Origin of the sequence: Clostridium sp. LY3-2, assembly GCF_024705715.1 — a bacterium.
Lineage (GTDB): Bacteria > Bacillota > Clostridia > Clostridiales > Clostridiaceae > Clostridium.
Genome location: NZ_JAMDLQ010000038.1, coordinates 13,808 through 27,677 on the forward strand (window position 1 = coordinate 13,808; position 13,870 = coordinate 27,677).

Sequence of the window (13,870 nt, forward strand, 5' to 3'; positions counted from 1 at the left end):
ACCCCTTTTAATAATACTCTTTATTTTTTATTTAAATCAACCTAATAGCTTTAGAAAAATAAACTCTTAATATTATTTTAATATTTTTTAGATATTAATTAAATATGCTATGATTTAAAACCATAGCATATTTATATTACTCTAATATATCAATTATCCACTTACCACAATCAACGCATTTATATACTCTTATAACAAATAAATCTAAAACATCTTTATTAAATACATTTTCGTATTTTTCTAATTCTTCTTTCGTTATAAATTCATCTTCATCATTTATATAACCGTGAATTTCTATAATGTAATTATCTTTACTTATTCCGCAACACTCATCATTTACTGAAGTACATGTTATTCTTTCAGCTTCTAAAGAATCTTGCATTTCTGAAATTATAGGGATAATATCTTCATATTCTTCAATATCATCTAAATAGTCTTCTTTTGTAAAGATAAGTTCTTCTCCCTTTACCCCTTTTAATTCGTCGTTATATTTAACTTTAAATAGTATATCTAAATTGTTTTCCATAGTTTTTCCTCCAAAGTCTATATTTCTAACTAGTATTTTACAACACTATGATATAATATACAAAGAAATAATTACATTTAGGAGGCCGCTATGATTTTTGATACACATATGCACACTAACCTTTCATCTGATAGTCAAATGAAAATAGCAGACTTAATACAATCTAAAAACAACTTGAAAATTGGAACTATTTTAACTGAACACGTAGATTTTAACTACCCAGATCCAAATCTTTTTAGAGCAGATATAGATAATTTTTTTAAGTCCTATTCTAAATATAGAGATGATACTCTATTACTTGGAGTTGAAATTGGTTTATCTTCCTCTATAATAGAAAAGAATAAAAATTTAATATCGTCTTATCCTTTTGATTATGTAATAGGTTCAATTCATTCTATAAAAGATTTAGATATTTATAGTTTTTTTGATTCTAATAATATGGAAAAAGATGAGTTTTTTAAAACTTATTTTGAAGAAGGAATAAAATATATAACAGAATTTGACGATTTTGATTCTTTAGGGCATATAGATTACCCTTGTAGGTATTGTAATTACGAAAATAATGAATTTACTTTAAAAGAACATGAAAAATATTTAAAAAGATTATTTGATATATTAATAAATAAAAATAAAGTTTTAGAGTTAAATACAAGAAGACTTAGTATTCCTAAGGTTTATAACTCACTAATACCTGTATACAAGCTTTATAAAAGTCTTGGAGGTAAATATGTAACTTTAGGTTCTGATGCACACGAAGCTACAAGTATTGGTATAAATTTTAAACTCGCTAAAAGATTCTTAGAAGAAACAGGCCTTATACCTGTGTATTTCCAAAATAGAATTATGAAATTATCTTAAAATTAAAGGCACCTAAAAATTAGGTGCCAAAATTTTAAAAACCTTTATTAAAATAAATGAATTAAATCATCAAATTCCCTACCCTCAGTCAATTCCACTCTTTGGAATAATAATTCATAGAATTTATCATCTTCAAATCTATCTTCACTTTTTAGAAATTTCTTTTCACTATTTTTTTTAATAAAAATGCCTATATTTTCACTACTAATATAAAATACTAAATTTAAATAATAACGATCAATAAATATAGAATCATCTTTTGGTATAATTTGAAATTGTTGATAAAAAGGCATTTTATCGTTAAATCTGCTTAAACTTAAATCACTATTATTATAAATAGACCTTACTATAAATCCAAACTTTTCAAAAGCATTTAAAATATTTTTAATTTCTAAAATAGGTTTAATTTTAATATATACTCTATCGTGATTTACAATTGAATTTAAAGAACAAATCTCAGATTCAACCCAAACTCCAAACTCACCTGAATTTAAAGGCATATCTTCAGGACTTTTGATTTTAAAGGGAATTTTAATTATTTCTCCTTCATTTATAGTTTTATTTACTATTAAGTCCTCTTCTTTAATTATAAATTCTTTAATTCTTTTAGAACACTTAGTATATATTTCGTATTCAGTTTTTAAAAATACTTTTATATAGGGAATTTCTTGCTTTATCTTACCTCCTAAAATTTCTACCTCACCTTTTATAACTTCACCTGAAATAATTTCTAAAGTTTTCAAATTCACTTTACTTTTAGCGTATATACTATATACGGAATTTGAAAGTCTCTTACTCCATAAGCTCATAAAATCAGTCCTTTATTTTAAGGTTTTCTATATAGTTTATTCTTAAAATTTTAAGTAATTACTCCTATTTAAAAAGTGAACTTATAAGGAATGAATTTCACTCCTTCAACTTCTTGCTCTTTGCATAATTTTTTTAGCCCTAATAAATTAAATGTTTCTTCTAAATAAAGTGGCGCGTTTATTATTTTAGGTTTATCGCAAAAATTGGAATAAGATTTAATTAGTTTTTTTGTTAATTCTAAATCATTTTTTTGGATAAAAAATAAATTAATATAGTTATAAGGTCTAACTTCCATAACACCTTTAATTTCTCCTAAAACTTTAGCTATAATAAATCTGCTTCCTGAATTTCTTCTATTCTTAAGTTCGCCTTCAGTTATATTATTTAAAAATTCAACTCTTCCACTTTTTGAAAAACTCTCTTTTTCATAAGAGTTAAAGTTTTCAGTTATTAAATTTTTTATATTTTTTAATTCTTTAATTTCTGCCTCTTTAACTAAGATATCTTCTTTCAAAGTCTTTCCCCCTTATATTAAATAAATATAGTTATTAATACTATCTTTTTTAATATATTATTACCATCTTTTACATATTAATAATTCTCATCTTCTATCTAAGACAAATTTATTTTTTAAAATTAAAAAATCCTCTAAATCATTTAAAAATTGTAATAGCATAGCCCTATTTTCAAATTCTTCTCTCGTTTTTGGAAGATCCATCTTTTTATAGCTTTCCCTTAAGTCATAGGTCCTTTTTAATAATTCTATACAATCATTAGTAAAATATATATTTTGTGCAATTTCTTTTGTAAATTCAGACATTATAAGCATCTGTGAATAAGTCATAGTAAACCTTGAAAAATGCGCTCTCATCTTTAAAATAACATCTAATTGTGCACTTCTCATTTCTACGTAATCTAAATAATATTTATCTTCTTTAAATATATTATTTTTACTTATTTTATAAGCTAATTCTCTTGATTCTAAAATCAAATCCTTTGCTAAATCTAATCTTTTTTGCTCATTTATACTTACCGCTTTAGATATAAAAGAATCAGACATATCTAATAGAATTCTTCTATAAAGATTTTCTATCATCACTTTATCTTTATTAAACTTTTCTTCAAGAGATGGCATATATAAATTAAATAATGTAGCTACTCCTATCCCGATAGTAAGTAATCCTACCTCGTTATAAATCCAAGTAATATTTATATTTGAACTAACTAAAAGATGGGTAGATAAAACCGCACCCGCTACCATTCCTTCTTCTATATTAAACCTTTTTGTTAATGGTATAAAAATCAATAAAAAAAGTCCAAAAATAAAAGAATTATTACCAAAACAAACATATAGAAAATATGATATTAAAACAGCGATTACTCCTGCAATAAATCTTCTAATTCCAACTATAATCGTATCTTTTTTAGTGTTTTGAATACTTAAAATTGCAATTATTCCACTTGTTACTCCAAACTGTAGCCCTAAAGAGTTTGAAACTAATATCGCAATAGATGCTGAAATTGCAATTTTTATAGTATTACTATTAATAAAATTCATGTTTCCTCCTATAAAGATAAAGAGAATTGTTATTTTTTAAACAATCCTCTTTTTATCTATTTAATATTATTTTCTATTTTCTTAAATGCATAATCTAAAGTTCCTTTTAGATTATTATTGTTTTTTCCTCCACCTTGAGATAAGAATTTGCTTCCGCCACCTCTTCCATCTATAAGTGATATTGCATCTTTTAAAAGTATATTCATATCTATATTTTTAATATTTTTAGATGATCCAAATATTAAGTTAGCTTTATCTTCATTTTCTATTGCAAAAAGTGTTATTATATTATCATTTTCTAAAAGCCTATTTGTTAATTTGCTTATATTTTTTATGCTATCTTCTTTAAATATTTCTTTTATAATAGTAATATCATTTACCTTTTCTGATTTTTCTATAAATTCTTTTACTTTATAATCATCAAGTTCTATTCTTAAATTTTTGTTTTCATTTGATAATTCTTTAATTTTATCATTTAGTTTATTTAAACTATTTAAAGTTTCATCTTCACTACAACTTAAACTTCTACATATAGTTCTTGAAAAGCTATCTTTATTTAAATAATCTTTTATAGCTCTATTACCTGCTAAATACTCTATTCTAGTATTGCCTTTATGTTTTTCAAACCTTTTTAAAGTTATAGCTTGAAGCTCTATTGTGCTCTTAACGTGCACCCCGCAGCAAGCATTTATATCTAAATCCTCGATAATAACTACTCTTATATCTTCTTTAGTGTTTGGAAGCGCTCTTCTTATTTTTAATTTTTTAAGTTCGCTTTTTGTTGGGATTATAGTTTTAACTTCTCTATTTTCAAAAATTATTTCATTTACCATTTTTTCTGCTTTTCTTATCTCTTCTTCTGTAACGGTTCCTTCGATATCTATAGTACTTATATCTTTTCCTAAATGTATTCCGCAAGTATTTTTATTAAATAATTTAAAAAAGCATCCTGAAAGAGCATGTTGAGCTAAATGTTGCTGCATAAAATCATATCTTTTTTCCCAGTCAATCTTGCAAGAGACCTTGTGGATTTTAATAGGCTTAGTTTCTGTTATATGATATATAACCCCATCTTCTTCTATTATATCTATAACTTTATGATTATCTATAAAACCAGTATCTGAAGGTTGACCTCCTCCACCTTCAAAAAATGCACTCTCTTCTAAAGCAACATAATATTTATCGCCTTTTTCTATAATATTTGTAATTTCTGTTTTAAATTCTTTTATATATTCATCAACATAATATAATTTTTCCATTTAATTCACCTCTTATTTATATAGTTGATTATAACATATAAAAAACAAATCACTTAATTTTGTTATTTTTTTAAACAACTAAAGTTATATAGTAATTTATAATAAGTATTACACTTCCACTTATAAATTGTTTATATATCTCTTTTAAAAACAATTTCTCTATAGGTATAGTATTAAATATAGGAATGTAAAAAGGTTAATTGAGATTTTAGATATAAATAAAAAAGATGTATATTAACTTTAAAGTTAATATACATCTTTTTTCTATTAAACTATGAAAAATGCAGCTGCGATAATTACATATACCGCTAAAAGCTGAACACCTTCAAGCCAGTTAGACTCTCCATCATTTGCTACCCTATTTACAATTAGCACAGATACTATAAGTGCAGCTAATTCAAATGGGTTAAATACTATACTCATTGGAGTAAATATTAAACTTAAAAATATTAGTACAGGTGCAACAAATAATATTATTTGAAGACTTGAACCTATTGCAATTTCAACTGCAACATCCATTTTATTTTTAAGTGCCATAACAATAGCTGTGCTATGTTCTGCAGCATTTCCGATTATAGGTATTATTATTATACCTACAAAGAATTCACTAAGGCCTAAACTCTTTGTCATAGGCTCAACTGCACTAACTAAAATTTCACTTTCAAGTGCTATAAGTATAGTAGAAACACCTAAAACTAAAATTGATTTTTTTAAAGTCCACTTAGCTTTTTCTAGGTTTTCTTCCTCCCCTGAAACTGCATAAATATCTTTATGTGTAAAGAATGAAAATACTAAGCTTAATATGTAAATAATAAACATTATAACTGCAACAAAAACACTTAATCCTTCGTATTTTGTATTTAATAAATCCTGACTAATTGTATGTGTAAATATAGCAGGTACACTAAGTCCAATTACAGCAAAAAGTAACATACTTGCACTTACTTCAATTACTTTTTTATTAAACTTTTGAGTTTTATATTTTAATCCGCCAAGCAACATACTTGCACCTAAAACTAAAAGTGTATTTCCTATAACTGAACCTGCAATAGATGCTTTTACAACATCAAATAGCCCACTTTTTAATGCAAAAAAAGATATTATAAGTTCTGTTGCATTACCAAATGTTGCATTTAAAAATCCTCCAATTTTAGGACCTGTGTAACATGATATCTCTTCTGTAGCTTCTCCCATCATTCCAGCTAAAGGAACTATAGCTAAAGCTGATAATAAAAAGTTAACAGTAGGTGAAAAATGCATAAATTCACCTACAATACTTAAGGGTATAAATATTAAAAGTACTTTTAAGAATTTCATAGATTTCCTCGTTTCTAAATTTTTTTAAACAAGAATATTTTAACCTAAAATTGTTAACTCAATATAAATTTATAAAAAAAACTAGCTAAAATTTAGCTAGTCTTCTGTGAATTCATAAACAAATTCTAATCCGTGTGAAATTTTTATTCCGTTTAACCCATATTCGTACACGTTTAAATTATTTTTTCTCATTTCTTCTATAAGATTTTCATGAAGCATCTTCATTTCAAAACCATTTCTTTGTAAAAATTCCATAGTTTCTACTTTATCGTTAGTAACCAAGCTCCAAATTCTTTTGCACCCCTCTTCCTTAGCCTTTTCTATAAGCTTTTTAAGAAGAATATTTTTAATTCTATCATCTTCTGTTATTGTGTATATTTTTACAATTTCCATCCCTCTAACGCCTACTTTATAGTAAGCTATCCCTTTAGGATCATTTTCTCCTAAAGCGTAAATACCTTCAAAAAGCATAAATGCATCGAGGTTATCTAAATTATAAATTTTACCCTTTGCTATAACATTTTTATCTATTTCTTTTTCCTTTAGAAAGTTATCAACAATAGCTTTATCTAAAGTATTTGTGTTCATAATCTCTATCATAATTCTTCCCCCTAGTATATCTAGTTCTTCGTTAATCTTTGTTAATATTATAACATACTTTTTTAAATCTTTCACTTATATTTTTTAATTATTCTAAAAATTCTATCTTAATCAAAAGTTTTTTCTATTTCTTTCATTATATGCAATAAAAAAAGTAAACTTACCTATTCAAAACTTTGTCATTTTATTAACTTTTTCGTGCCATATATTCATTCTTTTTTAACATAAATTAAATTAAAATGGGTGTTGACTTTTATAATTTAGCGGGTATATAATAAGTGCAAGCGATAGGACAAATCGCAAAACAAAATTTTAAATTACAAAGACTAAGAAGAGAACAAGTAGAAATAAACCCTTCTTAACAGAAAGTTGCTGGTTGATGAGAAGCGCTAAAGAAATTTATTTTGAATACATCTTGGAGTCAGTTGTTGAACTCTAATAATTTAGATATTAGGCAATATCGGTTAGTTACCGTTAATAACTATTAATGAGATTGTATAAAAATTTATACGATGAATTAAGGTGGTACCGCGTGAATACTCTCGCCCTTATTATTTAAGGGGCGAGTTTTTTTATACTTAAATTTAAATACTTATACTAGTTAAAGAGTATTTACATCGTGAAAAATAAAAATAAATGGAGGTTTTAGATATGAAAGGAAACGTATTAGATACATTAATGGAACGTGGATACATTAAACAATTCACACACGAGGAAGAAACAAGAGAACTATTAGGAAAAGAGAACATAACTTTCTACATCGGATTTGATCCAACTGCCGATAGCTTACACGTAGGACATTTCATAGCTCTTATGTTTATGGCTCACATGCAACAACACGGACACAGACCTATAGTATTAATAGGTGGTGGTACTGTAACTGTTGGAGACCCAAGTGGAAAAACTGATATGAGAAAAATGCTTACAGATGAGCAAATCAATCACAACGTTGAGTCAATCAAATCTCAAATGTCAAGATTCATAGATTTCTCAGATGATAAAGCAATACTTGTAAATAACGCAGATTGGTTAAGAAGTTTAAATTACATCGATTTCTTAAGAGAAGTTGGTGGACACTTCACAGTTAATAAAATGTTAGCTGCTGATTGTTTCAAAAAAAGATTTGAACTTGAAAGAGGATTATCATTCCTTGAATTTAACTACATGTTAATGCAAGCTTACGATTTCGTAGAACTTAGCAGAAAATACGATTGTAAAATGGAATTAGGTGGAGACGACCAATGGTCAAACATGATTGCTGGAGTTGACCTAGTAAGAAAGAAAGATCAAAAGAACGTATTTGCAATGACTTGTACTCTTCTTACAAATAGTGAAGGAGAAAAAATGGGAAAAACTGTTGGTGGAGCTTTATGGCTAGACCCAGAAAGAGTTTCTCCATTCGAGTTCTTCCAATACTGGAGAAACGTTGCTGATGCAGATGTTGAAAAATGCTTAAAGCTTTTAACTTTTGTACCAGTAGACGAAATAAAAGAATTATGTGCAGTTGAAGGTGCTGCAATGAACACTGCTAAAGAAAGATTAGCATTTGAAGTAACTAAATTAGTTCACGGAGAAGAAAATGCTGAAAAAGCACTTCAAGCTTCAAAAGCTTTATTCCAAGGCGGAGTTGATTTAGAGCACGTTCCTACTATAGAAATTACTGAAGATCATTTAGGAAAAGGTATATTAGATATCTTAGTTGAATTCGATGTTATACCATCAAAAGCTGAAGGTAAAAGATTAGTTCAACAAGGAGGATTATCAATAAACGATGAAAAAGTTAATGATATATTCTTCAAATTAGAAAAAGATCATCTTGCTGAAGGACACGCTCTTGTTAAAAGAGGTAAAAAAGGCTTCAACAAAATAGTAATTAAATAATAAACCACTCAAATTAAATTAGCTGTTTAAATTAACCACTCATTAATTTAAATATATATACACTACTCATTTTGACTTAATAATATAGAAGAGAGATATAGACTAGGAACTATATCTCTCTTTCTTTTTATACTAATTATTAAATAGACTAGAATTTTATGAAATTACTATTAACCTTGCCATTTTATTAATCATAACCCTTATAAAGCACTGTATAATTATATTTATCTAAGAAATAAGGAGTTTTAAAAATGGATAAAACTATAATAAACCAAGTTATAATTTTATTTTTAATTATGCTTGTCGGTATCTTTTGCCGCAAAAAAAATATATTAACTGAGGAGAGTACAACTTCCCTCTCAAATCTTATGCTAAATATAACTCTCCCCTCTCTTATAATATCTTCTTTTAATTACACAGTATCAAAAGAGTTAGAATATAACTGTTTAAGAATATTTATATATGCATCGATAATTCATATTTTTCTTATTTTGATATCTAAAATTCTATGTTTTAAAGAGGATTCAGATACTTCAATAATCCTAAGGTCTAGTTATATCTTTTCAAATGCAGGCTTTATGGGTTATCCTCTTATGGCTGGAATATACGGAAAGGTTGGGGTTTTATATACTGCAATCTTTGGAATTCCCTACAATATAATACTTTTTACGTTCGGTAGTTTTTTATTTTCTAAAAAAAGCTTTAAATCATCAAAAACAGAAGTGTTTAAAACTATTTTATTAAATCCAGGAATTATAGCTACACTTTTAGGAATAGTACTTATGCTTTTTAATTTAAAGTTACCAGATCCTTTATTTAAAGCCATTTCCGACATAGGGGATATGACTACCCCACTAGCTATGATTATAGTAGGTGGAATGTTAAGTACAGTTAATTTTAAAGATATATTTAAAGATAAAAAGATGTATTTAATAAGTTTTATAAAGCTTATATTAATCCCTATTTTAGTTTATTTAGTAGTAACTATCCTAGGAGAAACTAAAGAACTTAGAACTATATGCGTATTACTTGAAGCCACACCAGCTGCTGTTGTAGTTTCAATATTTGCAAAGAGATACAACATAAAAGAAGATTTAGCTGCAAAGGTATCATTTATAACCACTTTACTTTCACTATTTACTATACCTCTTATAATGTCAATATTATAACTTAAAGAGAAGGGTTTAAAATAAACCCTTCTCTTTTTATATAGATAAAAAAAAGCTGCATGTTAAACATGCAGCTTTAAAATGATTATCTTAAATCATATATTTTGTTTAATTTCTTTTGGATAGCTACATCTACTTTTTCCATGTATTCATTGAAAGTAGCTGTGTTTCCTATGAATGGTGAAAGAACGCAAGCTCTTAATACAGTAACTTTTTCTTCTTTATCCCACTGTGCTCTATCCATTCCGCAGCTCTTAACGAATGGGAATGGTGAATCACCGTAATCTGGTACTGCGAAGTCAGTGTGTGAAGTTATGACGTCATTGTCATATAATCCACCGTGAACGAATGAAGCTTCTTCATACATTCTGTGAGTTAAGTGATTCATTTTAGCTAAATCAGTATTTCCTTCTTCGTTGAATGTGTAGTCAACCATATTAAAGTCTGGTCTGATTAGTGTATGCATAACAACTTTTTTATCTCCAACCATGAATGATTTTCCGTTGAAGTGGTTGTATAGGTTGAATGCACCTTCGATACTAGCTCCGATAAGTTTTCCGTATCCAGTTACGTTTAATGGTAATGTTCTGTGCGCAGCCCAAACTGATGCAGCAGTTGCTCCAGCTTTTGAACCTTCAAGCATGAATGCTCCAAGTAATGCTGGGATATCCATTCCTTTTTCGAATACGTAAGTTGCGAAGTATGAAATTGAATCTCTCATTCTTCTATCTTTTATAACTATTCCACCAGCTGAATAAGGGATATATCCCATTTTGTGTGGGTCGATAGTTACTGTATCAGCTTCACTTATAGCTTTGAAAGCATAGTAAGTATCATCTGATGGCCATGCATCTGCAGTAGCTTCGTTTTCGAATACTCCGTTTTCTAAGTAAGTTTTCTTAACTTGATCTTTTTCTATGAACTTGAAGTTTTCATCTAAGAAGATAGCTCTTGCATATCCGCCGTATGCAGCGTCAACGTGAACGTAGAAGTGAATTCCTTCTTTAGCTAATCTATCTCTAACTTCGATTATTTTGTGGATATCATCTACTGCACCTTCTTCAGTTGATCCAACAACACCAACAACTCCAAGAGTTGGAATTCCTTCTGCTGCTAATTCTCTGATTCTAGCTTCTAAAACTTCTGTATCCATTCTGTATTGTTCGTTAACTTTAACAGCTTCAACATTCTCAGTTCCAAGACCGATTATATCAGCAGCTTTTAACCATGAGTAGTGTTTAGTTTGTGGTACAAACCATTTTCCTAACTTCTCGATTTTTTTACCGCATCCTCTTGCTGAATTTTCTTTTAAATCATCTAATTTATCTGGAACACTTTCAACTAAGTCTAAGATTTCTTTAGTAGGCATATTTAATAATTCCCACTCAGTTTTTCCTTCAACTAATTCTGGTGTAACTTCTTTCATTGCAAGTGGTAATGAAGCTATGTTTCTAGCATACCATAAACCTTCTAAGTTAGCGATTGATCCGTCTGCACAGATGTGTCCCCAACCGATTCCGTCTTCATATCCCATAAGTTTTGCAAAGTCTAATCCAACTTCTTCTTCCATTTCTGAAGTTCCTGGTGATGATTCGTAAGCAACGTTATTTCCGTTATAAAGCATTGCTGCGAAATATCCAAGTAATGCTGGCATTAAAGTTTCTGAGTTCATGTGTCCTAAGAATCTTGGTGAATGCCATGGTAATGATTTTGATCTTAATTTAACTGATAACTCTGTTAAAACTTCTTCTAACTTGTCAGATGTACCTAGGAAATTTTCATCTCTTTTATCAGTATTTTTGATTATTGGCATATCTTCTGGGTGGTAGTTTTTTCTCCACTCACTGTGATCTTCGAATAATCTTGTTAGGTGTTTACCAAACACATCTTTGTTTTCTGATTTTGGTCCTAAAAATAATGCTTTTAAGTTTAAATCTTGTCCACTCATTTTAATTTCTCCTTCATAAGCAAATTTTATAAACCATATGATCATTTAAAATGGAACTAGGATGCCATTTTAAATTACCATACGTTCTTAAAATTTCTATATTTATTTTTATTTTAATGTGCCATTTAAATAAGTTTAGTGCTCTACTTTAAATGGCACATATTAATCTAATTTAAAACTTTTAATTAGTTTTCTTTTTTCCAACTTGGTTTTCTACAAGCAAATATTACAAGTGCTATTGCTATAGAAATTATTGTTCCCATAACTTGGAATCCAACATAGAATGCTGGGCTTGTACCTGAATTTGCAGGTGGTATTAATCCAGCAATTATAGTTAATACTATACCTAAAATTGCAAGGATAGCTGTGAACCACATAAGTCCATTTCCTTTTGAACCAAGTCTAAATGGTCTTTCAACATCAGCTCTTTTGTATCTTAATTTGATAGCTGATAAAGCTATTAAGATGTAAACTATACAGTAAAGGATAGTTGTTGTAACTGTGATCATAAAGAATGCACTGTTAACATCTTTTATTACTAAGTAAGATAATGAAATTACTGAAATAACGATAGCTTGAATTAAAACTATAGTTATTGGTGCACCATTTGCACTTCTTTTTTGGAATACTCTTGGTAAGTTTCCTTCTTCAGCAACCTTAATCATTGCTTTTGATGGTCCTAAAACCCAAGCACTTAATTGTACTAAAACTCCAATAGCTATCATAGCTGAGATGATATTTGTAAATATCATTGGAATTCCAAGGCTCTTACAGTATATAACGAATGGTTGTGTTATATTTGCAAGTTCCATTTTACCTTCTGGAACTGCATTTGCTACTGTTAAACCAGCAATTAAGTTAAAGATAACTAATAATATAACTGAGCTTATTACAGCTATAGGATAGTTTTTCTTAGGATTATCAATGTTGTTTGCGTGAACTGATGAAATCTCAACTCCAGCAAATATGAAGATAATTCCTGCGAAGTATGATAAACTTCCTAAGTTACTAAAGTCTGGTAATAATTTGCTAGCTTCGAATGTTCCTAAGTATCCTGAAGGATCTATACCGTTTTTAACTAAGTAACCAACTCCAAGAACTACTAAAGCTACAAATGGAATGTAAACTCCGATAACTGCTCCCCAGTTACCAACCATTTTAACCATATCGAACTTAAGGTTAAGTAATGTAACTCCCCAGTATGAAATGATTATTACAATAAATACAAAAATATTGTTTTGTGATAATTCAGGTTTATTGATTATATAACCAATAAGAACTCCTACTGTTGATGCAACCATAACCATTCCGAAGAACATTTGAACCCATAATAACCATGAAGTTACGAATCCCCATTTATCTCCGAATGCTTCTCTAACCCAAACTTGAGGACCACCTTCTTCTGGCCATCCTGTTGCAAGCTCTGCTGCGATTAAAGATATTGGAATAGCAAATAATATTACTGCTCCAAGTAAATAAGTAATTTGTGTCCAACCGTTAACTGCTAATGTAGGTACACTTCTAACTGTTCCGAAGAATGCCATTGTAATACCTATAAGTTGGAAAAGTGTAAGTTTTTTAACACTGCTCATTAAGACTACTTCCTTTCAATATTTAATTTTAATATTGTAAAGTGCTCTTTGTTTTATTACCAATTGTAAGTCATAAAATAATAAGTTCATTTATTAATTGTTCTAACAAAACAATAACCACTTAACTTTACTTTGTGGCTTGTACTCGCTCACCACATCATTTATCATAAACCTTTTAAAATTATTGTCAAACATTGTCCTAAGAATTTCGCAATATCTCTGTTACATTGTTCATCATTTAGACTTAATATTTACATTTAAGAAACGTTAGTTACAAATTATCAATTGTATTTACTTCCTTATTTTCCCTTGTTTATTTTGATTTTTACAAGAAAAGTTATCTTTTTTACTT

General features: G+C 28.2%; 12 protein-coding genes and 1 other annotated feature. Of the genes, 3 read left to right on the plus strand and 9 right to left on the minus strand.

What is annotated here, in order from left to right; translation table 11 throughout:
- Positions 1–136: 136 nt before the first annotated feature.
- On the minus strand, positions 137–526 hold the full coding sequence (locus M4I33_RS12135; RefSeq protein ID WP_257917035.1) for a hypothetical protein: 390 nt from the start codon (positions 524–526) through the stop codon (positions 137–139).
- 90 nt (positions 527–616) lie between these two features.
- Between M4I33_RS12135 and M4I33_RS12140 the strand changes: the two genes are divergently transcribed.
- On the plus strand, positions 617–1,384 hold the full coding sequence (locus M4I33_RS12140) for a histidinol-phosphatase HisJ family protein (RefSeq protein ID WP_257917036.1): 768 nt from the start codon (positions 617–619) through the stop codon (positions 1,382–1,384).
- A gap of 47 nt (positions 1,385–1,431) precedes the next feature.
- Here the strand turns inward: M4I33_RS12140 and M4I33_RS12145 are convergent, their stop codons facing one another.
- From M4I33_RS12145 to M4I33_RS12170, 6 genes are all read right to left on the minus strand, one after another.
- On the minus strand, positions 1,432–2,193 hold the full coding sequence (locus M4I33_RS12145) for a sporulation protein (protein WP_257917037.1): 762 nt from the start codon (positions 2,191–2,193) through the stop codon (positions 1,432–1,434).
- A 68-nt stretch (positions 2,194–2,261) separates the two neighbouring features.
- Positions 2,262–2,708: a GNAT family N-acetyltransferase gene (locus M4I33_RS12150; RefSeq protein WP_257917038.1), complete on the minus strand. Its 447-nt coding sequence runs from the start codon at positions 2,706–2,708 to the stop codon at positions 2,262–2,264.
- 87 nt (positions 2,709–2,795) lie between these two features.
- Complete coding sequence (locus M4I33_RS12155; protein ID WP_257917039.1) at positions 2,796–3,752, minus strand: aromatic acid exporter family protein; 957 nt, start codon at positions 3,750–3,752, stop codon at positions 2,796–2,798.
- A 56-nt stretch (positions 3,753–3,808) separates the two neighbouring features.
- The gene (locus tag M4I33_RS12160; RefSeq protein WP_257917040.1) at positions 3,809–5,011 is read right to left on the minus strand and encodes a DHHA1 domain-containing protein; all 1,203 of its coding nucleotides are present in this window, start codon (positions 5,009–5,011) and stop codon (positions 3,809–3,811) included.
- Between the two features lie 267 nt (positions 5,012–5,278).
- Positions 5,279–6,328, minus strand: coding sequence for a calcium/proton exchanger (gene cax, locus M4I33_RS12165; RefSeq protein ID WP_257917041.1), 1,050 nt, complete (start codon positions 6,326–6,328; stop codon positions 5,279–5,281).
- A 96-nt stretch (positions 6,329–6,424) separates the two neighbouring features.
- Positions 6,425–6,928 (minus strand): GNAT family N-acetyltransferase, encoded by a 504-nt coding sequence (locus M4I33_RS12170; protein ID WP_257917042.1) that lies wholly within the window; start codon positions 6,926–6,928, stop codon positions 6,425–6,427.
- Positions 6,929–7,247: 319 nt separating this feature from the next.
- Positions 7,248–7,481: a binding site (T-box leader), on the plus strand.
- 98 nt (positions 7,482–7,579) lie between these two features.
- Between M4I33_RS12170 and tyrS the strand changes: the two genes are divergently transcribed.
- Positions 7,580–8,809 (plus strand): tyrosine--tRNA ligase, encoded by a 1,230-nt coding sequence (gene tyrS, locus M4I33_RS12175; RefSeq protein WP_257917043.1) that lies wholly within the window; start codon positions 7,580–7,582, stop codon positions 8,807–8,809.
- 251 nt (positions 8,810–9,060) lie between these two features.
- Positions 9,061–9,978 (plus strand): AEC family transporter, encoded by a 918-nt coding sequence (locus M4I33_RS12180; protein ID WP_257917044.1) that lies wholly within the window; start codon positions 9,061–9,063, stop codon positions 9,976–9,978.
- A gap of 85 nt (positions 9,979–10,063) precedes the next feature.
- On the opposite strand, the gene tdc is transcribed toward M4I33_RS12180, so the two are convergent.
- Positions 10,064–11,926, minus strand: coding sequence for a tyrosine decarboxylase (gene tdc / locus M4I33_RS12185; protein WP_257917045.1), 1,863 nt, complete (start codon positions 11,924–11,926; stop codon positions 10,064–10,066).
- Positions 11,927–12,111: 185 nt separating this feature from the next.
- Complete coding sequence (gene tyrP / locus M4I33_RS12190; RefSeq protein WP_257917046.1) at positions 12,112–13,518, minus strand: tyrosine-tyramine antiporter; 1,407 nt, start codon at positions 13,516–13,518, stop codon at positions 12,112–12,114.
- Positions 13,519–13,870 lie beyond the last annotated feature (352 nt).